The following is a 19689-nucleotide window of genomic DNA, read 5'->3' as shown; positions in this document are numbered from 1 at the left end:
GGCGTCATGCCTGCGCCACCGAATGCAGCGGCACGCGGCGCGGGGCGGCTTGCGCCGCATAGCGCGCGTTGGTCGCGTCGATGTTCTCGAGCAGCGCGTCGAGCTCCTGCAAGTACTGATGGTTATCGTGATCCCACGGGTGGAAGCCCGGGCGGAAGTAGTCGAGCCATTCGCGCGCGATGCTCGGGAACACGCCGTTCTTCGGGCTGTACAGATACTTCACGAGGCGCCACATGCCGCCGAACTTGCCGTGTTCGCGACGGTGGGCGCGCATCAGCCGCACGTGGAAGTCGAACACGATGGCCCAGAAGAATACGGTCGTCGTCAGCATCGTGCCGGTGCGCAGCAGGTAGCTGCCGAGGCCCGGCTTCATCACGGTGCGCCACACGTCGTAGGACACCGCCTTGTGCTCGGTTTCCTCCATCGCGTGCCACATCCACATCTGCCGGTAGCCTTCGACCGAGCCGTCGATCCGGTGCTCGTGGCCCGACAGCAACTGGTTCGCGAGGATCGCCGTGTAGTGCTCGAGCGCGATCGTGATCGCCAGCTGCATCGAGTGCGGCAGCACCTTCTTGAACCAGCCGAGGATCGTCCACAGGCGCTTGTCGAGCTTGTGCGCGGGCAGGCCGGACGCCTGCAGCAGGTCGTTGTACTCGATGTGCTCGCGCGTGTGCATCGCTTCCTGGCCGATGAAGCCGAGCACCTGCTTCTTCAGCTCGGGATCCTCGATCCGGTCGCGGTAGTGGCGCACCGAATCCATGAAGAAGCGTTCGCCGGCCGGGAACAGCAGCGACAGTGCGTTCATGAAGTGCGTGACCGGCACGCCCTGCACATGCCAGTCCTTCGCGCGTTCGGGCGGCAGCGCGAAACGGATGTCGCGCCGCACGGGCATCATGTTCGGTGTCGTCATGATTGTTCTCCCTGGTTGCCTGCATTGTTGTAGGTGGCGTGCACCGGCGTCGGCGTGCCGCGCGCGGCATGGCGCCGGGCCTTCGCGGCCTCGCGGCGCGTCGCGAGCACGACGAGCGCCTGGTAGGCGGCCGGCAGGATGCGTGCCATCCAGTCGGCGCCCTTCGCGTCGCGGCCGATCAGCACGCGGCGCTTGTTCTTGCGCACGCCGGCGAGGATCGTGCGCGCAGCTTCGTCGGCGGTCGTGATGAAGAACTTCTCGAAGCTGTCCTTGCCTTGCTGTTCGCTCTCGACGATGAAGCCGACCATGTTCTTCGCGACGCGGCTCGACTGCGCGATGTTCGTGCGGATGCCGCCCGGATGCACGCAGGTGGCCGACACGCCGCACTTCATCATGTCGAGCTCCTGGCGCAGCGATTCGGTGAAGCCGCGCACCGCGAACTTGGTCGCGTTGTAGCCGCTCATGCCCGGCTGCGCGAAGATCCCGAAGATGCTCGACGTGTTGATCACGTGGCCGTCGCCCGATGCCTTCAGGTGCGGCAGGAACGCCTTCGTGCCATGCACGACGCCCCAGAAGTTGATGTTCACGATCCACTCGAGATCGCCGTATTCCATGCCTTCGATCGTGCTCGACAGCGCGACGCCCGCATTGTTGAAGATCAGGTTGACCTTGCCGTGCTCCTTCGCGGTGTCGTCGGCCCACGCGAACATCGCGTCGCGATCGCCGACGTCGAGCACGCGTGTCGACACGCGCACGTTCGGTGCGATCGCGCGGACGATCCGTTCGGTCTCGGCGAGGCCGACGCCGTTCTTGTCGGCGAGCGACACGTGGCAGCCGGCCTGCGCGAGCTGGATCGCGAGCGCGCGACCCATGCCCGAGCCGGCGCCCGTGATCGCGGCGACCTTGTTGGCGAAATCTTTCATGTCGATGGCTCCTTGTCTGGCTCAGGCCGCTTCGGCGGACGTGGAAGCGGAAGCGGCCGGCGCGGCGACGGGCCGCGCGGTCGTGTCGTGCTGCGGCGCGCGATACGTGTGGTAATCGGCGATCGAGAAGTGCGCGGTCGCCTGGCGGAAGCGCCACGTGAAGCCCGGCCACAGCGTCGTGTTCTTGCCGGTGCGCGGGTCGAGGTACCAGCTCTTGCAGCCGCCCGTCGACCAGATCGCCTTTTTCAGCTTGCCCTGCAGGTCGCGGTTGAACTGCGCCTCGACGAGCGGGCGCACCTCGATCGCATCCGCGCGTTCGCGGTGCATCGCCTGCAGCGCGCCGAGGATGTACTCGATCTGCGATTCGATCATGAACACCATCGAGTTGTGGCCGAGGCCCGTGTTCGGGCCGACGATCATGAAGAAGTTCGGATAGCCCGGCAGCGTCGTGCCGAGATACGCATGCGCGCCGTCGCGCCACGCGTCGACGATGTCGAGGCCGCCGCGGCCGATGATCGCCCCGCGCGGATACGGGTCGGCCACCTGGAAGCCAGTGCCGTAGATCAGGCAGTCGACTTCATGACGCTTGCCGTCGGTCGTCACGACCGCGTCGGCTTCGATGCGATCGATGCCGGTCGTGATCACGTCGACGTTCTTGCGCGACAGCGCCGGGTAGTAGTCGTTCGAGATCAGCACGCGCTTGCAGCCGAGCGTGTAGTTCGGCGTGACCGTCTTGCGCAGCGCCGGGTCGGGAATCTGTTTGCGGATGTGGCGCAGCGCGAGCTTCTGCACGTTCTTCATCAGCGACGGATGGATCGCGAAGCCGAGCACGCGCGATTCGAGCATCCAGTAGATGCCGCTGCGCACGACCTTCTGCGTGAACGGCAGCGTGCGGAACAGCCATTTCTCGAAGCCGGTCAGGTTGCGGTCGGGCTTCGGCATGATCCACGGCGGCGTGCGCTGGAACAGCGCGAGCGACTTCACGCGCGGCGCGATCTGCGGCACGAACTGGATCGCGCTCGCGCCGGTGCCGATCACCGCGACGCGTTTGCCTTCGAGCGCGTAATCGTGATCCCACTGCTGCGAATGGAATGCGCGGCCCTGGAAGGTTTCGACGCCGGGAATCGCCGGCAGCGCGGCGCGCGACAGGCCGCCCATTCCCGACACCAGCACGCGCGCGGATAGTCGCTTGCCGTTCGCGAACGTGAGGCGCCAGCGTTGCGCGGCTTCGTCGTATTCGGCGCGCTGCAGTTCGTGATTCATCCGCAGGTGCGGGCCGACGCCGAAGCGCTGCACGCAGTCTTCCAGATACGCGCGGATCTCCGGCTGCGGCGCGAACATGCGCGTCCAGCGCGGGTTCGGCGCGAACGAGAACGAATAGACGTGCGATTGCACGTCGCATGCACACCCGGGGTAATGATTGTCGCGCCATGTGCCGCCGACCGACGCGGCTTTCTCGAGGACGACGAAGTCGGTCACGCCCGTTTGTTTCAGGCGGATCGCCATCCCGAGGCCGGCAAAGCCGGTGCCGATGATGGCGATGTCGATGGTTTCGTCCAGGCCGTCATGGCCGGGTGGACCGAAAGGCAACGTGCGAGCATTCATCCGGGTGTCTCCGATTTGGCTCATTTTTTAATGTTACATTTGTTGATGTAACGATAGTGCGTGAACCCGGAAACCGCAAGAGGCTAGAAGCGGCGCTCTAAGGGCCGAAAACCAGGCGGGAAAAGGCTGAGCGGGGTTTGGAACGGTCCGGTTTCCGCGATGCGGGATGAGCGGACAAGGCCGTCGACAGGGCGAGACACGGAAGAAGCGGGGCCGCCGGCACGCGGCGGCCTGTTTGAAACGGTATCAGGGACGGATCGACCGGTTGGCCGTCTCATGGAAAACCCCGGCCACGATCGTGACCTGCGCGAGCGCGTAGAGGCCCCAGATGCAATAGTCGATACCCGGAAAACCGCCGAGGAACCGACCGACGCCGATCAGCGTGTCGGAGCCGACGAAGACCAGGCTGCCGATCGCGACCAGCGGGCCGTGCGTGCGGGCGGCGAGCGCGAAGCTCGCCATCGAGCACAGCACGAGCATGTAGACGGCGACCGGCGCCAGCAGCTCGCCGAGATGGGGGAGGAACGCCACGTAAAACGCCGGCGCGGCGATCCACAGCCCGACGAGCGCAACGATGCGCCAGCCGTGCGGCCGCGCGCGCCACCGGAAGAAGATCGCGCAATAACACAGATGCGTGAGCAGGAACGCGCCGAGGCCGAGGACGAACGACAGCGGCCAGTCGGGCAGTGCGAGGAGCACGTCGCCGAGCACGGCGGTCGCGAGCGCCGCGCACAGCCACGTGCGTTCGCGCGGTGCGCCGCAGGTGCTGCCCGCCGCGAGCAGCAGGATGCCCATCGCGGCTTTCGCGGCGGCCTGGCCCGGATAGGGCGCGGCGGCGAGCGACAGCCCGTACAGCAGCGCCGCGGCGATGGCGAGCGGCCAGAGCCGGCGGTAGGCGGCGGGAAGCGTGGCGATCAAGGCGGGGGTCTCCGGTTCGTTGTCGTCCGCGGCGGACGGCGCGCGGTCGATGGCGCGGCTGCCGGCCATTATCCGGAAGAACGGGGGCGCGAAAACCGGCGAATCCTTCTAGGAAACGACGGCGACGGGCCGCGACGCCGCCAGCGGATTTTTCCGCGCGTTGCCCCGGCTGAACCGGGGCAACGGCGGCGGATCGGCTTGCTATGATCGCCGCGGTATTGCCGTTGTCGCTGTCGATGTCCCGCCTCGCCTCGCGACTGGATGCGCGAGCCGGTGCAGGCATGACGTATCCACGCCGTGCCCGGCCCGAGCGCTCGCTCGAAGCGGGGCGGCCCGGCCACCACGAACCCGAACTCGACCATGACCGATCTTCTTCACGGCGACGGCGCGATCCGTCGCACGACGCCGTACGGCTCCTCGATCGAAAACACCTATGCGGGCGTGCTGTCGTTCATGCGCCGCAATTACTCGCGCACGCTCGACGGTATCGACGTCGCGATTTCCGGCGTGCCGCTCGATCTCGCGACGACCTATCGTTCCGGTGCGCGGCTCGGGCCGGCCGCGATCCGTGCGGCGAGCGTGCAGCTCGCGGAGCTCCATCCGTATCCGTGGGGCTTCGATCCGTTCGACGACCTCGCGGCCGTCGATTATGGCGACTGCTGGTTCGACGCGCACAACCCGCTGTCGATCAAGCCCGCGATCGTCGAGCATGCGCGCACGATCCTGCATTCGGGCGCGAAGATGCTGACGCTCGGCGGCGACCACTACATCACGTATCCGCTGCTGGTCGCGCACGCGGAGCGCTACGGCAAGCCGCTGTCGCTGATCCATTTCGACGCGCACTGCGATACGTGGGCCGATGACGATCCGGACAGCCTCAATCACGGGACGATGTTCTACAAGGCGGTGAAGGAAGGGCTCATCGATCCCGCGACGTCGGTGCAGGTCGGTATCCGCACGTGGAACGACGACTTTCTCGGGATCGAGCGGCTCGATGCCGCGTGGGTGCATGACCATGGTGCGCGGGCGGCGGTCGAGCGGGTCGTCGAGATCGTCGGCGCGCGGCCTGCGTATCTGACGTTCGATATCGATTGCCTCGATCCCGCCTTCGCGCCGGGAACGGGGACGCCGGTCGCGGGCGGGTTGTCGTCGGCGCAGGCGCTGGCGATCGTGCGGGGGCTCGGGGCGGTGAATCTGGTCGGAGCGGATGTGGTGGAGGTGGCGCCTGCGTACGATCACGCGGACATCACGGCGATCGCGGCCGCGCACGTGGCTTGCGATCTGCTGTGTCTGTGGCGGCAGAAGAAGGTGGCGGGGCGGTGAAGTCGGTGAACGGACGGGTGATGCAGCAGGCCGGCGGGCAGATTGCCCGCCGGTTTTTTGATGGTCGTCTGCACTGATGTCGCGAGTACGTCGTCGATGTCCGCGCGCAGAGGACGCAGCGATGACGACGACGTCGGAGGGACGATCCGGAGGTTCGAATCGACCGTACCCACGGCTCATGCGCGATGAGCACCGGTACTGGGGGCGCTGCCGTCAGCCGCGCGTATCGACCCAGTTGCGTGCCCAGCGTGCCGAATGCGCCAGCGCCTGCGCTTCGCTCGCGAAGTAATCGAGCGAATAGAACTGGTAGCGGCCTTCGTCGTGTGTGCTGTCGGTACGTTCGAGCAGCAGGTTGGATGAAAAACACCCGTCGGGCAGGCGATGCGCCGAGGGTTGGACGGCATAGCCGTTGTACTGTTGAATTCGTTGGTTGTCCATTTTAATTTTAATGATGGCCGAGTGCGCGCGTGCCGTGCGCCATACGCACGGGTACGCCGATTCAACGCCATTGCGAGCGGAATCTGACGCAGTCGGAAAGTAAAAATAAGGCGTTGCGGCCGGAGGGGGGATGAAGTGCAACGAGACGTGTGGCGCTGGGCAAGCTGCTGACTGAACAGATGCAGATCAAGCCGATCGCGCCAACTTTGGGAGACGAAGCTCCGTGGGGATGTCGCTGCGACCCGGCGTCCATCGCGGGAGGCCGGGCCCTTCAAACTTTACAGCGGCTTGATGTTGGCCGCTTGCAGACCCTTCGGGCCTTGCTTCGTTTCGAAGCTCACTTTTTGATTCTCGGCCAGCGTCTTGAAGCCGTCGGCGCGGATTTCGGAGAAGTGAGCGAACAGGTCGTCGCCGCCCTTGTCCGGCGTGATGAAGCCAAAGCCTTTGCTGTCGTTGAACCACTTGACGATACCGGTATCCATGAAGATTCCTTGAGAAAAAATATACGGGGAGTTGCTCTGTTGGAGAGCGCCTGAAGCGTCAAGGAGGGAGAGGACAACGAATACCGCTGGGGGGAGAGCGAGCAATTGATGAACAGCAATCGGACTTCTTGGACTTCGACGCATACAGTAACCGCCGGGCGGGTTAGCGTCAACCGATAACTTGTAACTGTGTTGCGGCGCGGCGGGTTATCGTAGGCAGAGCGATGCGGTGCCGTCCGGCGGGAACGAGGGCCGAACGGCGCTGCCGCCTTTCGCCGACCCATGAGAACGGCGGTTCCCGCCTGCAACGGCCGCCGGTCTTTCCGCGAACCGGATACGCGCGCGTTGTCAGCGACGAGCCGACGCAAGCGGCGGCCCTATGCGTCGTCGCCGTCGCCTTGCGTCTCGCTCGTACCGGCCTGCCGTGCCGCTTCGTCGCTGAGCTTCTTGTCGAGGATCGTCGCGACCCGCCCGCCGAGATACGCGCTGGCGGCCGTTTCGAGCGCGCGGTTCGTCTCGGCCTCGACGAACACGGCCGCGAGCGGGCGCAGGCGCCAGATCGCGTCGACCAGTGCCGGCACGTCGGTGGCCGGCGGCAGCGTGCCGGCGTCGTAGCGGTCGAGCCGTTTCACGACGAGATCGACGAGCAGCCGCGCGATCGCGTCGAAATGCGGGCGCGCGAGGCTGATCACGTCGAGCAGCTCGCGCGGCGGAATCCCTTCCTTCGTCATCGCGGCCGCCGCCTCGAGCAGCGCGGGGCTTTTCGCGACGAACGACAGGCCGCGCCGTTCCAACAGCCCGAGCTCGGTCACGCGCGACAGTTGCGTGGTTGCCTGCGGGCCGAACATCTGCGCGAGCGCGGCGAGCGAATAGGTTTTCGGCAGCTCGTGCGACCAGCGGCCGCCGATCGCGTTTTCGAGGCCGAGGATCGAGCGCAGGTCGTGGCCTTCGTCGATCGCCTTGATCAGGTCCTGGATGTTCGACAGCGTATAGCCGCGCGCGAGCAGATGGTTGATCAGCTTCAGGCGCGCGACGTGCGTGTCGTCGTAGATGCCGACGCGCCCGCGTTTCTCCGGCGGCGCGAGCAGCCCGCGATCCTGATAGGCGCGGACGTTGCGCACGGTGGTATCGGACACGCGTGCGAGTTCGTCGACCGTGTACTCGTTGCGGGAATCCGGCGCGGCCTCGTCGGGCGTGGAATGAGTCTGTTTTGGCATGCGGCCATTCTAGCGCGCCGCGCCAGGCTCGGGCGAGACGGGGTGCGTGTTAGCGCCGTCGCCGAGCGGGCGCTGCAGCAGCGCCGTGTCGATCCAGCGGCCGTGCTTGAACCCGACCGCTTTCAGCAGGCCGGCCGGCTCGAAGCCGAACGCGCGATGCAGCGACGTCGAGCCGCCGGTGCCGCCGTCGGCGATCACCGCGATCATCTGTCGCCACGGGCCGCGTTCGCAGTGCTCGATCAGCGCCGCGAGCAACGCGCGGCCGATGCCGCGCCCACGCTGCGCATCGTCGATGTAGATCGAATCCTCGACCGTGAAGCGGTACGCGCTGCGCGTGCGGTACGGCGTTGCGTAGGCGTAGCCGGCCACGCGGCCGTCGCTTTCGGCGACGAGATACGGCAACCCGTGGCGCAGCACCGCGTCGCGGCGTGCGCGCAGTTCGGCGAGGTCAGGCGGCGTTTCCTCGAACGACGCGACGCTGTGGTGAACGTGGTGCGCATAGATCGCGTGGATCGCATCGAGATCGGCGTCGGTCGCGTCGCGAACGACGCAGGCGGGAGCGGCAGGCATGGCGTTAGGGCGAATGAAATCAAAACGCTACTATGCCGGCCGCCGGCGCGCATGGCAAAGCCGTTTGCGGTTTCGGCGGCTTACAGCCTGCCGTCCGCCGCGTGAACCGCATCGGCGATCGCGTCGGCGACGCGCTGCACGCGAGGCGACCGGCGCACGTCCGGGTGAACGACGAGCCAGATCTCGCGCTCGATGTCGCAGCGCGGCGCGGCCGTCAGCTCGACGAGCGGCGCGCCGGCGTGCGCGGCCGGATCGTCGACGAGAAACCGCGGCAGCAGCGCGACGCCGGCCCCGGCTGCGCAGGCGCGATGCTGCGCGGCCAGGTCGTTGGCGATGAACGCAAAACGACGCCCGGCTGCGAAGCGTTCGAGCCATTGCTGCTGCGGCGTTTGCGCGAGCGCATCGTCGTAGCCGACGAACGGCCAGCTATCGGGCGGCGCGTCCGCCCATTCCCGGGCCGCGCACAGCGCGAAGCGCATCGTGCCGAGCCGGCGCGCGGCGAGCCCCGGTTCGCTCGGCCGCGACAGCCGCACCGCGAGATCGGCTTCGCGTGTGTACAGGTTCGCCGCATGCATCTCGCCCATCAGGTCGATTCGCAACGCCGGCCATGCGCGCTGCGCGCGGGCCAGACGCGGCGCGAGGAAATGGCTGGCGAATACCGGCGACGCCGATACGCGCACCACGCCGTCGAGCGCGGCCGCGCCCTGCGCCGCGCGCGCGAACGCATGCGCGTCGGCTTCGAGGCGCGCGGCATGCTCGGCGACGTGCAGCCCTTCGTCGGTCGGCGGCCAGCCGCGCGGCAGCCGGTCGAACAGCCGGATCCCGAGCGCCGACTCCAGCGCGTCGATCCGCCGCGCGACCGTCGAATGCTGGACCTGCAGCGCCCGGGCGGCGGCCGACAGGCTGCCGCCGCGCATCACCGCCAGGAAATAGCGAATGTCATCCCAGCTCATCGGCAGCATGGGCGCGGCCACAGAATCTCGATCGGTTGAATTTTGCACAGTAGATGGGCGTTGAACGTGAATTCCGTTCGATTATGCACGATGAGATGATCGTGTCACTTCATTCGATAGCGAGGAACACCATGACCCAAACCGCCCATGCCATCCGGATCGGGATCGACCGTTACGGCGACGCCGACGTGCTGCGCCGCGTCGATGCGCCCGTCGGGCCGCCCGGGGCCGGAGAAGTGCGGATTCGCCAGACCGCGATCGGCGTGAATTTCGTCGACATCTATTTCCGAACGGGCGCGCACGCGTTGCCCGCGCTGCCGGAAGCGCTCGGCGTCGAGGCGGCCGGCGTGATCGACGCGGTCGGGCCGGGCGTGACGGATCTCGCGCCCGGGCTGCGCGTCGCGTATGCCGGCCTGCCGACCGGCAGCTATGCGAGCCTGCGCACGATGCCGGCCGAGCGCGTGCTGCCGATTCCCGACGGGCTGAGCGATGAAGCCGTTGCCGCCGGGCTGCTGAAGGGCATCACCGTCTACATGCTGCTGCATCGTGTCCGGCAGGTCGGCGCCGGCGACACGGTGCTCGTGCATGCGGCGGCCGGCGGCGTCGGGCTGCTCGCGACGCAGTGGGCGCGTGCGCTCGGCGCGCGGGTGATCGGCACGGTCGGATCGGCCGCGAAAGCCGCGCTCGTGCGCGCGCACGGCGCGCAAGCGGTGGTCGATTATCGCGAGGAGGATTTCGTCGCGGCCGCGCGCACGTTCGGCGGCGGCGCGGGCGTCGACTACGCGATCGACGGCATCGGCGGCGACGTGCTGACCCGCACGCTCGGAGCGATTCGTCCGTTCGGCATGGTCGCGAGCATCGGGCAGGTGGCCGCGATCGGCGCGCGGCAGACGTTCGATCTCGACGAATTGGGCCCGGCCCGTTCGATCGCGCTCGCGCGGCCGAGCGTGCTCGGTTTCATCGCGCGCGACGTCGGCGCGTATCGGGACGCCGCGCGTGCGACGCTCGACCGGCTGGCGGGCGGCATGCACGTCGAGATCGGCGCGCGGCTGCCGCTCGAACAGGCGGCCGACGCGCACCGGTTGCTGGAGTCGCGCGCGACGACGGGCGGGGTCGTGCTGCTGGCGTGACGGCGGGGGCGGCGGCTCGCGCGGCGGCCCGGCGGTCGCATCGCGAGCCGCAGGCGCTCAGTGGTGCTTGCGCAGCGGCGCATCCTCGACGAACCACGCGAGCACGAACGCGATCGCGATCACCGCAGCGGCCGACAGATAGACGACGTGCAGCGAACCGGCGAACGCGTGCAGGTACGCGTCGCGCACGGCATCCGGCAACTGGTGCACGGCGGCCGGGCCGAGCGCGGGCGGCAGCTCGGTACCGGCCGGCAGCGCGTGCATCATCCGCGACTGCAGCCCGTGCGAAAACAGCGCGCCGAATGCGGCGACGCCGAGCGAGCCGCCGATCGAGCGGAACAGTGTCGCGCCCGACGTCGCCACACCCATGTGCCGGAATTCGACCGTGTTCTGCACGGCGAGCGTCAGCACGGGCATCACCATCCCGAGCCCGATCCCGAGCAGCGCCATGTACGCGTACATCGTGTGCAGCGGCGTATCGAGCGCCAGCGTCGACAGCAACGCCATCGCGACGCCGCCCATCAGCGTCCCCCCGATCGGGAACAGCCGGTACGAGCCGAACCGCGAGATCAGCCGCCCGCTGACGATCGACGTCGCGAGCATCCCGCCCATCATCGGCAGCAGTTGCATGCCGGCCTGCGACGGCGTCGAGCCCTTCACGACCTGCAGGTAGAGCGGGATGAACGTGACCGAGCCGAACAGCGCGATGCCGACCACGAAGCCGATCAGGCTGACCAGCACGAAGGTGCGATGGCGGAACAGGTCGAGCGGCATGATCGGCTCGGCCGCGATGCGCTCCTCGTAAATGAAGCCGCCGATCGCGACGAGACCGAGCACGAGCGTCATCCACAGCTGGGGCGACGTCCATGGCAGCAGCGAGCCGCCTTCGCTCGTGAACAGGATCACGCAGGTCAGGGCGGTCGCGAGGAACGCGGCGCCCATGTAGTCGATCCGGTGCTTCACGTGCGCGGTGTGCGGCCGGAACGCCATGCCGATCACCGCGAGCGCGAGCGCACCGAGCGGCAGGTTGATCGTGAAGATCCAGCGCCATGAAAGATGCTCGACCAGGAAGCCGCCGAGCAGCGGGCCGACGATCGTCGCGAGGCCGTAGACGCCGCCGAACATCCCCTGGTAGCGCGCCCGGCGATCGGGCGGGACCAGATCGCCGATCGCGGCCATCGTGACGACCATCAGGCCGCCGCCGCCGAGCCCCTGCAGCGCGCGCAGCACGATCAGTTGCGTCATGTCCTGCGCGATGCCGCACAGCGCGGAGCCGGCGAGGAACAGCACGATCGCGACCTGCAGCACGATCTTGCGGCCATACAGGTCGCCGAGTTTGCCGTACAGCGGCAGCACCACGGTCGACGACAGCAGGTACGCGGTGACGACCCACGACAACTGGTCGAGCCCGCCGAGTTCGCCGACGATCGTCGGCAGCGCGGTCGACACGATCGTCTGGTCGAGCGCGGAAAGCAGCATCACGAGCAGCAGCGCGGCGACGATGAGCCCGGTCGGCGCATTGCGGCGGGCCGCGTCCGCGGACGGGGAGGTGAGGAGCGTATGGGGTGTCATCGAAATATCTGCCATGGCAGGGAATTGAGTCGAAATATAGCCATGGATGATTGCCTAGTCAATTTCTGCCCAGACTCGATATGTTGCAGTCGTAACAGGAAATTGCCGCCCGAAAAATTGATCGCGGTCAGCCGCGAAGCAGGGACGGACTCAAGTTTTTTGCAGGCAAACCGTAATACAGCTTGCCGCGGACCGATTGCCGCGGCGCTTTTCATCGCTCACGTGCCGTCATGAACCTGAACGCCCTGTTTTCCCGTTTCTCGATCCGTACGCGGATTTTCTCCACGCTCGGCCTCGTCGCCGCGCTGCTCGTCGTGTCGGGGCTGATCGGCCTCGCGGGCATGCAGAGCTCGAACCGCGCCCTCGACGAGGCCTATACGCGGCAACTGGCGGCGAAGACCGCGCTGGCCGCGGCGAGCCTGAACCTGACGATCGTGCGTACGACGCTCGACCGTGCGCTGCTGCATCCGGAAGCGCCGGAGGTGCCCGATCTCGTGAAGAAGGCCGAGGGCTATCTCGCGAAGGCGGACACGGCGTGGCGCAACTACGCGGCGATGCCGCACGGCGACGACGAAGGCCCGCTGGCGAGCCGCCTCGATGCCGCGCGCCAGGCGCTGATCGGACAGGCGCTGAAGCCGATGATCGAGGCGATTCGCGAAGGGCGGCGCGACGAAGCCGACCGGTTGCTGATGACGGTCGCGCCGCCCCTGTCGGTCGCGCTCACGCAGGCGACCGACGCGCTCGATGCATACCAGGCCGCGCGCGGCAAGGACGTGTACGACACCGCGCAGACCTATTACGGCTGGATGCGCATGGGCGCGATCGCGGGCATCGCATTCGGCCTGGCCGCGTGCCTCGGTTGCGCGGTCGGCCTGCATTTCGCGATCACGCAGCCGGTGAATCGCCTGCTGTCGCATTTCCGTCGGCTGTCGGACGGCGACCTCACGTCGGAAGTGCACTGGTCGTCGCGCGACGAGATGGCCGAACTGGTCAAGGGCGTGACCGGCATGCAGCACAGCCTCGCGGATACGGTGCGCCAGGTGAGCCAGGGTTCCGAGGCGATTTCGACGGCGACGCACCAGATCGCGGCCGGCAACACCGACCTGTCGCAGCGCACCGAGGAACAGGCGTCGGCGCTGCAGGAGACGGCCGCGAGCATGGAGCAATTGACGGCGACCGTGAAGCAGAACGCCGATCACGCGCTCGAGGCGCAGGCCTGCGCGGACAGCGCGAGCGAGATCGCGACGCGCGGCGCGACGGTCGTCGGCGAGGTGATCGGCACGATGAACGAGATCGACCGGAGCTCGCAGAAGGTCGCCGACATCATCGGCACGATCGAAGGCATCGCGTTCCAGACCAACATCCTCGCGCTGAATGCGGCGGTCGAAGCCGCGCGTGCAGGCGAGCAGGGCCGCGGCTTCGCGGTGGTCGCGGGCGAGGTGCGCACGCTGGCACAACGCTCGGCGTCCGCGGCGAAGGAAATTCGCACACTGATCGGCGAATCGGTCGAGCGTGTCGCGACCGGCTCGCGGCTCGTCGGTACGGCCGGCGCGACGATGCAGGACATCCAGCAGGCAATCGGGCGCGTGACGGGCATCATGACGGAGATCGCGGCCGCATCGAGCGAGCAGCGCGACGGGATCGAGCAGGTGAACCGCGCAGTGTCGCAGATGGATCAGGTGTCGCAGCAGAACGCGGCGCTGGTCGAGCAGGCGGCCGCGGCTGCCGCGTCGCTCGAGGAGCAGGCGGATGGGCTGCGTCGCGCGGTGGGGGCGTTTCGGGTCGCTTGAAGCGAAATGACGGCGGCGCGGCGGCGGGCAGGCGCACCGCCCGCCGCGTCAACCGGCCGCGAGTTGCCCGGCCGCGCGCGACGACGCGACGATCAGCAGTTTCATCGTCGCGCGCGTCGCGCCGACGAACAGCTTGCGCGCGGCGCGCGCGTCGAGCGTGTCGAAATCGACTTCGGTCAGGATCACGCACGGCGCCGATTGGCCCTTGAAGCGGTAGATCGAATCGAGCAGCACGTCGCCGTCGCGATACTCGGGGTTGCCGAACAGGTCGTACTTGCCGGTGAAGCGCTTGATCCGGTGCGGGCCGAGCTGGTCGAGGGATGCCAGCACCGAGCCTTCGCGGCCGCGGTACGACAGCACCGCGATGTCCTGCTTGCGAAAGCCGAGCGACAGCGCATGCGTGATCGCACGCTTGGTCGCATCGATGCAGGCTTGGGCCAACGCGTCGCCCGACGCGCCATCTTCCCCGTATGCCGACACCGACGGATCGGAGCCGTCGAACGGGCTGCCCGAGCGCAGTTCGGCCGCGAGCGGCTCGGCCCGGCCGACGACGTCGCGCACGAATTCGAGCAGGTCGCGCGGGCTGCGGTAATTCGTGAGCGCCTTCAGCGTGACCCAGCCGGGCAGCGCGACGGGTTCGCGCATGTACAGGTTCTGCAGCGGGTCTTCCAGCCACCACCATGCGCCGTCCGGCGCGAGCAGGCGCTCCAGCGCGGCCGCCCACGGCGCGTGGAAATCCTGCCCTTCGTCGACGACCAGCACGTCGAAGCGCCAGCGTTCGGGAATCGGCGTTTGCGCGAAGCGCGCCTCGAGCCGTTCGAATTCGCCGGGCACCTGGAAGTCGGGCGTATAGCCGCCGTCGCGCGCGACCCAGTCGCACAGCTGGTGGTAGTTCGCGATCTTCGCGCCGGGCGGCGCGATGCGCGCGATGTAGTCGGCGAGCGGCCGGTTGAAGCATACGTAGAGCACGCGCTGGCCGGCCGCGACCGCATCGCGCATCACCTGCACCGCGAGCTGTGTCTTGCCCGAACCCGCGGTGCCGGTGACGCGCAGCCGGAACGGCGTGAACGCGAGCTGGCGCGCCCATGCGGCGAGCCCGCCCGACAGCCGGGTGACGAGCGTGCCGGCCTGTCCGACGAGCGCGCTCGTGTCGGGCGTGAGCGCGAGCTCGTCCGCGAGGAAATGGTGGAGCTTCGGCGCGTTCGGAAAGGGCGCGTCGTCCTCGGGCAGGATCTGCAGGATCACTTGCGCGAGCTGCGCCTTGCGCGACGCATCGACGATACGCTCGGGCGCGACGCCGGCGATCGACGCGTCGCGGATCGAATAGTCCGGGCAGTACAGCAGCGCCTCGACGCCGTAGACGCCCGCGCCGAGCGCGGCCGTCAGGCGCCGGTGCAGCGTCTCCTGCGTGCGCGCGAGCTGGATCGGGACATTGCGTTCCTTCTGCAGGTAGACCTTCACGAGCCCTTTCGGCGTTTCGCGCAGGAAGCCGGCCTTCTGCTCGATCAGCAGCACGCGGCCGGCCGGACTCACGACGACGAACGCGGCTTCGCCGAACACCGAGAACGCCTGGTCGGCGCGCGTCCAGTGGACGCCGTGATACACGGTGTAGCTGTCGGGCAGCGCGTGTTCGAGCGCGGCGAGCGTTTCGCGCTCGCGTTCGGCCGCGCCGGTCGCGGCGAGGCTTTTCCAGTCGTCGGGGATGAGGCGGGCCATGGAGTCGGGCGGCGGATGCCGGCGTGCGCGTGAACGGGTGCGGCTATTGTACTGAGGAACCGGTTCATGCCCGCGGCGCATGCGTTGGCCATTCGACGGGCGGCCGGCCCGGCGGACGTCAGCCGCGCGCGAGGCGCTTCGCCAGATCGGCGCTGAGGATCGCCATGCGTGCGGGTTTTTCGTAGCACACCACGTCGAACGCGCGGATCACTTCGCTGATGTCGGCTTCGCTCGCGCGGCCGGTGAGCAGGTCGCCCGTCAGCACGAAAATCGGCGCGCCCGGATTGTCGGACGTGCGCACGGCCTTGATCGCGGTCGCGGCCGTCCCGTCGTCGAACAGCCATTCGGTCAGGACCGCGTCGAAGGCCTGGCCCTGCAGCGCGTCGACGAATGCTGCGAGCCCGTCGAACGCGGCCGTCGCGAAACCCTGCCGTTCGAGATAGCGGCACAGCTCGGTCGCGCTGACGCGATCGGGATCGATCACCGCGACGACGAGCTTGTCGCTCTCCGCGCGGCGCGGGTAGATCTCTATCTTGTGCACGTCGTACGCGTTCTGGTACAGCACGCCGGTATGGCGCAGCACGCGCCAGCGGCCGTTCTGTTCGTACGCGACGAACTCGGGGCGCGCACCGGCTTCGAGCGGCGCGCCGATCCAGGCGGTGCACGGAATCTCGGCGACGCCCGCATACAGGACGGCTTCCTGGGAATAGGCGCCGACCATGCCGGGGTCGAGCGTTTGCGCGCCGAACAACTGCGCGGCCGGTTCGCCGTACGCTTCGGCGACTTTCTTGATCTGCGCGAGCGTCCAGGGGCTGCTGCCGCGCAGTTTGCGGTGGCCTTGCGAGAAACTCAGATCGAGGATGCGGCACAGCTCGGTGGTTTGCTGGCGCTTGCCGATGCCGTTGCGGGTCATCAGCTCGCGCACGCGCTCGGCAACCGCGAGGGAATCCGTGGTGATTGCTTCAGTGGTCATGCTACGGGAACGGATCGTGACGTTCAGAACGACGCCTTGCGGCAGTCTCGGCGGACAGTCTTCATGACGTCCAATGGCGAGCCGACCGGCCACGCACGGAAAAGATAACTTTACCGCAAAATGGTCGTCATTCAGTATGGTGAAAGGTGCGTTTGTGTGAAAGGTGTGTCACGAAGTTACGCCCGGCTTGACGCGGCGCATGCCTGTGATGACGCGTTCGACACCTTCCGGTCCGCATTCCTGTCGGCCGCAATGCGATTCCACACGAGGCGGCAGGTAATCGCCGCACGATGCACCAACGCAGGGCGCGGACGCGCCGGACCGACGTATCCGCCCCATTTTTTCAGGATATCGCGCGACGGATCGTCGAAGTTCCTGGAAGGCGATCCATCGACGGTTTCCTCTAGTGAGACCGACGCGGATACACTTTTCAGGCCGGCGCAGCTGCGTGCTACGATTCCGCCGTTTCAAAAAACGTGTTGAACCGATGCAGAAGAAATTCTTGATGCGCGGATACGAAATGAACTGCGAGCCGCGCGTGACGGAAGCGGGCAAATACGCCGCGCAGGTCGAGGTCACGAAGGTGGGTTTCAGCCGCGAGGCTGCGTTCCGCAAGCTGGGCGAATTCGACACCGAAGCCGAAGCGGTCGCGTACGCGAGACAATTCTCCGAAGAATGGCTGAGCCGCTATGCATAGCGCAGCGCATGCCCGTGCAATGCGGGCATCGGGTCGACCGGCGGTGCTGGGCCCCGAACGACGGGGAATTCATGCCTGAATATTGCGAATGCGTCCGGAAATTTGTAGATTGACGACTCCTGTTGTGAGGTATCGATCGTCCGAAGCCAACGCAATCGGAGACTGCGAATGTCCACTTTGTGCATGCAGACCGTCGTTCACGGCAAAACTGTCCAGATCGTGCTGTCGCCCGAGCAGCGTACAGCCAGGATCGACATCGTCGATGACGAAACCGGCAGCTATCCGCCCCGCACGATGAGCATCGAGCGGTACATCAATGCGGGCATGGCCGACGACGAAATCGCGCGACATGTTCTCGAAGTCGTCACGATGTCGATCGAGCAGCTTGCGAGGCTGCAGCCGTTCGATCGCGCGGCAGGTACTCAAACGCGCTATTCGCACTGAGGACGCCGGCGCAGCGGCGGCTTCCCGCCGCGCTGACCGCTAAGTCCCGATTGAAACGGCCGCGTGGTTTATCGAGCGCTCGACATGTCGCCGTCGACACCGCCGAGCCGACGCACATCGATTGCGCGTTCGCGCTACGTCGGCATATACGCGAACGGCTCGCCGTCGTCCCGCTCGACGGACAGCAGCCGCCGAAGCTGATCCAGCGCGAACAGCTCCGGCATTGATCGGGTATTGCCTGTCGTTACATTTGTAGTCCTTATCGATAAAAAATCCGGATGGGCGAGAAGGCGATCGCGTCGGGCGCCGAGCTCCTCTCGACGCAGCAGTTCGCGTTGCGCTCGGCGACCCCGCATTGTCGGATGGAATTTCCGCAACGACGCCGGGTGTCGGAGAGCCGGCATCGGCCGACGATTCCACCGGTGCCGGTATCGACGCTCGAGCGATGGCAATCGTCGGCGCAACATGCGGCTCCGGCTCCATGGCTTCGGCAGGCTGCGCCACCGCGGTCGGCGTCAATGCGATGACGGACCCGAAGGGATGGCCGAATGACGGTTTTCCGAAATTTATCGCTTCATGTGACGCCGTCGCCGCGATAAGCTTCGCCGGGCATGCATCGACCTCCGACAGAAAACAATGACCACCACCTATCCGCTGCACGACGCATTGAGCCACGCCGATACGGCGTTTCCATCCGAAGCCGACGTCGTTGTCGCCGGCGCCGGCATCATGGGCTGCGCGGCTGCCTACTACCTCGGCCTGCGCGGCCTGAAAGCCGTCGTGCTCGACAAGTCGCGCATCGCCGGGCAGCAATCGACGCGCGCGTGGGGCTTCGTGCGACAGCAGGGGCGCGAATCGGCCGAAGTGCCGCTGATGATGGCCGGCATGCGGATATGGGAAGGCCTGGAGCAGGCGCTCGGCTTCGATCTCGAATGGCGGCAGGGCGGCTGCCTCTACATGGCGGACAACGAAGACGACTGGGCCTCGTTCCAGGCGTGGCTCGCCGTCGCGCGCGAGCACGGGCTCGACACGCGCACGCTGACGCGCGCCCAGATCGACGAGCGCGTGCAGGGGCTGTCGACGCACGCGCGTACCCTCGGCGGCTTGTATACGGCAACCGACGGGCAGGCCGAGCCGCGTCGCGTGGCCGCCGCATTCGCGGCGCGCGCGACCGAGGCCGGCGCGCGTTTCTTCGAAGGCTGCGGTGTGACCGCGATCGAGACGGCCGGCGGCGCGGTCGTCGGCGTGGCGACCGAGCGCGGCACGATCCGCACGCGTCGCGTGATCTGCGCGGCCGGCGCGACCAGTTTCCGGCTGCTCGACGGCGTCGGCATCCGGCTGCCGCAGCAGGCCGTGCGCGGCACCTGCATGCGCACCAACGTGGTTCCGCCGGTGTCCGCAGCGACGGTGTGGGGCCATGGTCTCGGCATCCGGCAGCGCAAGAACGGTGCGATCAATCTCGCCGACGACATGCAGGTCGACGTCGACCTGACGCTCGGCCATCTGCGCGGCTTGAGTCTCTTCTGGCCGGAATTCTGGTCGCAGCGCGACAAATTCCGGCTGCATCTGGGTGCGTCCGCATGGCGCGACGTGCTCGCACGCATCAACGGCTCGACCGGGCCGATCGAGCCGCGCGATCCGCAGCCCCAGCCGAATCGCGCCCATGCGCCGCGCGCGCTCGCGAAGCTCAAGGCGATCTTTCCCGCGCTGAAGGATGCGCAGGTCGTCGAGGCATGGGCCGGCCTGATCGACGTGCTGCCCGACGGCATTCCGGTGATCGATGCGCCCGGCACGCCGGCGGGGCTCGCGATCGCGACCGGGTTCTGCGGGCATGGTTTCGCGATGGGGCCGATCGTCGGCCGGCTGCTCGCCGAATGGATCGACACGGGCGCGCCGTCGCTCGACCTCTCGGCGTTTCGTGCGCGGCGTTTCGTCGACGGGACGATGGTGCGGCCGCGCAGCATGCTGTGACCGGCCGCGCACACGCGTTCCCGTCGTAGAATCGAGCCCGCATCCTTCAGGAGATTT

19 protein-coding genes are annotated in these 19689 nt (G+C 67.5%); 7 read left to right on the top strand and 12 right to left on the bottom strand.

What is annotated here, in order from left to right; translation table 11 throughout:
- Positions 1-4: 4 nt before the first annotated feature.
- From WT24_RS06040 to WT24_RS06025, 4 genes are all read right to left on the bottom strand, one after another.
- Positions 5-910 carry a metal-dependent hydrolase gene (locus WT24_RS06040; RefSeq protein ID WP_059500256.1) on the bottom strand — a complete coding sequence of 302 codons (906 nt, stop codon included), beginning with the start codon at positions 908-910 and terminating at the stop codon, positions 5-7.
- On the bottom strand, positions 907-1833 hold the full coding sequence (locus tag WT24_RS06035) for an SDR family oxidoreductase (RefSeq protein ID WP_060031895.1): 927 nt from the start codon (positions 1831-1833) through the stop codon (positions 907-909). The genes WT24_RS06040 and WT24_RS06035 overlap by 4 nt, the downstream gene beginning before the upstream one ends.
- Before the next feature lie 21 nt (positions 1834-1854).
- Positions 1855-3438 carry an NAD(P)/FAD-dependent oxidoreductase gene (locus tag WT24_RS06030; RefSeq protein ID WP_060031892.1) on the bottom strand — a complete coding sequence of 528 codons (1584 nt, stop codon included), beginning with the start codon at positions 3436-3438 and terminating at the stop codon, positions 1855-1857.
- Positions 3439-3684: 246 nt separating this feature from the next.
- The gene (locus WT24_RS06025) at positions 3685-4356 is read right to left on the bottom strand and encodes a lysoplasmalogenase (protein WP_060032081.1); all 672 of its coding nucleotides are present in this window, start codon (positions 4354-4356) and stop codon (positions 3685-3687) included.
- Between the two features lie 360 nt (positions 4357-4716).
- On the opposite strand from WT24_RS06025, the gene speB reads away from it, so the two are divergent.
- Complete coding sequence (gene speB / locus WT24_RS06020; RefSeq protein ID WP_060031889.1) at positions 4717-5679, top strand: agmatinase; 963 nt, start codon at positions 4717-4719, stop codon at positions 5677-5679.
- Between the two features lie 213 nt (positions 5680-5892).
- Here speB and WT24_RS06015 read toward each other — a convergent pair whose 3' ends face one another.
- From WT24_RS06015 to WT24_RS05995, 5 genes are all read right to left on the bottom strand, one after another.
- Positions 5893-6117 (bottom strand): hypothetical protein, encoded by a 225-nt coding sequence (locus tag WT24_RS06015; protein ID WP_059500259.1) that lies wholly within the window; start codon positions 6115-6117, stop codon positions 5893-5895.
- Positions 6118-6395: 278 nt separating this feature from the next.
- Positions 6396-6599 carry a cold-shock protein gene (locus WT24_RS06010; RefSeq protein ID WP_011549079.1) on the bottom strand — a complete coding sequence of 68 codons (204 nt, stop codon included), beginning with the start codon at positions 6597-6599 and terminating at the stop codon, positions 6396-6398.
- A 377-nt stretch (positions 6600-6976) separates the two neighbouring features.
- Positions 6977-7816 carry a MerR family transcriptional regulator gene (locus WT24_RS06005; RefSeq protein ID WP_059500260.1) on the bottom strand — a complete coding sequence of 280 codons (840 nt, stop codon included), beginning with the start codon at positions 7814-7816 and terminating at the stop codon, positions 6977-6979.
- A 9-nt stretch (positions 7817-7825) separates the two neighbouring features.
- Positions 7826-8386: a GNAT family N-acetyltransferase gene (locus tag WT24_RS06000; RefSeq protein WP_060031886.1), complete on the bottom strand. Its 561-nt coding sequence runs from the start codon at positions 8384-8386 to the stop codon at positions 7826-7828.
- A gap of 80 nt (positions 8387-8466) precedes the next feature.
- The gene (locus tag WT24_RS05995; RefSeq protein WP_059500365.1) at positions 8467-9339 is read right to left on the bottom strand and encodes a LysR family transcriptional regulator; all 873 of its coding nucleotides are present in this window, start codon (positions 9337-9339) and stop codon (positions 8467-8469) included.
- A gap of 131 nt (positions 9340-9470) precedes the next feature.
- Here WT24_RS05995 and WT24_RS05990 point away from each other — a divergent pair, with 131 nt between their 5' ends.
- A complete protein-coding gene (locus tag WT24_RS05990; protein WP_060031882.1) occupies positions 9471-10469 on the top strand; it encodes a quinone oxidoreductase in 999 nt (332 codons plus the stop codon).
- A gap of 57 nt (positions 10470-10526) precedes the next feature.
- Here the strand turns inward: WT24_RS05990 and WT24_RS05985 are convergent, their stop codons facing one another.
- Entirely contained in the window at positions 10527-12041 is a 1515-nt protein-coding gene (locus WT24_RS05985; protein ID WP_060032078.1) for an MDR family MFS transporter, read from the bottom strand.
- Positions 12042-12271: 230 nt separating this feature from the next.
- Between WT24_RS05985 and WT24_RS05980 the strand changes: the two genes are divergently transcribed.
- Positions 12272-13831, top strand: coding sequence for a methyl-accepting chemotaxis protein (locus WT24_RS05980; RefSeq protein WP_060031879.1), 1560 nt, complete (start codon positions 12272-12274; stop codon positions 13829-13831).
- Positions 13832-13879: 48 nt separating this feature from the next.
- On the opposite strand, the gene WT24_RS05975 is transcribed toward WT24_RS05980, so the two are convergent.
- Complete coding sequence (locus WT24_RS05975; protein WP_060031874.1) at positions 13880-15547, bottom strand: ATP-dependent helicase; 1668 nt, start codon at positions 15545-15547, stop codon at positions 13880-13882.
- Between the two features lie 118 nt (positions 15548-15665).
- Positions 15666-16520 carry a helix-turn-helix domain-containing protein gene (locus WT24_RS05970; RefSeq protein WP_027780902.1) on the bottom strand — a complete coding sequence of 285 codons (855 nt, stop codon included), beginning with the start codon at positions 16518-16520 and terminating at the stop codon, positions 15666-15668.
- A gap of 487 nt (positions 16521-17007) precedes the next feature.
- Between WT24_RS05970 and WT24_RS05965 the strand changes: the two genes are divergently transcribed.
- The 4 genes from WT24_RS05965 to WT24_RS05955 all read left to right on the top strand — a co-directional run bounded on the left by WT24_RS05965 (position 17008) and on the right by WT24_RS05955 (position 19632).
- Entirely contained in the window at positions 17008-17217 is a 210-nt protein-coding gene (locus WT24_RS05965) for a hypothetical protein (RefSeq protein WP_034204620.1), read from the top strand.
- 168 nt (positions 17218-17385) lie between these two features.
- Entirely contained in the window at positions 17386-17661 is a 276-nt protein-coding gene (locus tag WT24_RS05960) for a hypothetical protein (RefSeq protein WP_060031871.1), read from the top strand.
- A gap of 355 nt (positions 17662-18016) precedes the next feature.
- A complete protein-coding gene (locus tag WT24_RS34200; RefSeq protein ID WP_156441756.1) occupies positions 18017-18301 on the top strand; it encodes a hypothetical protein in 285 nt (94 codons plus the stop codon).
- The gene (locus WT24_RS05955) at positions 18298-19632 is read left to right on the top strand and encodes an FAD-binding oxidoreductase (protein WP_059500268.1); all 1335 of its coding nucleotides are present in this window, start codon (positions 18298-18300) and stop codon (positions 19630-19632) included. The genes WT24_RS34200 and WT24_RS05955 overlap by 4 nt, the downstream gene beginning before the upstream one ends.
- Positions 19633-19689: the final 57 nt, after the last annotated feature.

Source organism: Burkholderia sp. MSMB1078WGS, from assembly GCF_001528895.1.
In the GTDB taxonomy this organism is placed as follows: Bacteria; Pseudomonadota; Gammaproteobacteria; order Burkholderiales; family Burkholderiaceae; genus Burkholderia.
This window is presented reverse-complemented; position numbering and strand designations above follow the sequence as displayed.

Coding starts and splice junctions, on each gene's coding strand:
- WT24_RS06040 (WP_059500256.1), bottom strand. CDS start 910: ATGACGACACCGAACATGATGCCCGTGCGGCGCGACATCCGTTTCGCG.
- WT24_RS06035 (WP_060031895.1), bottom strand. CDS start 1,833: ATGAAAGATTTCGCCAACAAGGTCGCCGCGATCACGGGCGCCGGCTCG.
- WT24_RS06030 (WP_060031892.1), bottom strand. CDS start 3,438: ATGAATGCTCGCACGTTGCCTTTCGGTCCACCCGGCCATGACGGCCTG.
- speB (WP_060031889.1), top strand. CDS start 4,717: ATGACCGATCTTCTTCACGGCGACGGCGCGATCCGTCGCACGACGCCG.
- WT24_RS06015 (WP_059500259.1), bottom strand. CDS start 6,117: ATGGACAACCAACGAATTCAACAGTACAACGGCTATGCCGTCCAACCC.
- WT24_RS06010 (WP_011549079.1), bottom strand. CDS start 6,599: ATGGATACCGGTATCGTCAAGTGGTTCAACGACAGCAAAGGCTTTGGC.
- WT24_RS06005 (WP_059500260.1), bottom strand. CDS start 7,816: ATGCCAAAACAGACTCATTCCACGCCCGACGAGGCCGCGCCGGATTCC.
- WT24_RS06000 (WP_060031886.1), bottom strand. CDS start 8,386: ATGCCTGCCGCTCCCGCCTGCGTCGTTCGCGACGCGACCGACGCCGAT.
- WT24_RS05995 (WP_059500365.1), bottom strand. CDS start 9,339: ATGAGCTGGGATGACATTCGCTATTTCCTGGCGGTGATGCGCGGCGGC.
- WT24_RS05990 (WP_060031882.1), top strand. CDS start 9,471: ATGACCCAAACCGCCCATGCCATCCGGATCGGGATCGACCGTTACGGC.
- WT24_RS05985 (WP_060032078.1), bottom strand. CDS start 12,041: ATGACACCCCATACGCTCCTCACCTCCCCGTCCGCGGACGCGGCCCGC.
- WT24_RS05980 (WP_060031879.1), top strand. CDS start 12,272: ATGAACCTGAACGCCCTGTTTTCCCGTTTCTCGATCCGTACGCGGATT.
- WT24_RS05975 (WP_060031874.1), bottom strand. CDS start 15,547: ATGGCCCGCCTCATCCCCGACGACTGGAAAAGCCTCGCCGCGACCGGC.
- WT24_RS05970 (WP_027780902.1), bottom strand. CDS start 16,520: ATGACCACTGAAGCAATCACCACGGATTCCCTCGCGGTTGCCGAGCGC.
- WT24_RS05965 (WP_034204620.1), top strand. CDS start 17,008: ATGCAGAAGAAATTCTTGATGCGCGGATACGAAATGAACTGCGAGCCG.
- WT24_RS05960 (WP_060031871.1), top strand. CDS start 17,386: ATGTCCACTTTGTGCATGCAGACCGTCGTTCACGGCAAAACTGTCCAG.
- WT24_RS05955 (WP_059500268.1), top strand. CDS start 18,298: ATGACCACCACCTATCCGCTGCACGACGCATTGAGCCACGCCGATACG.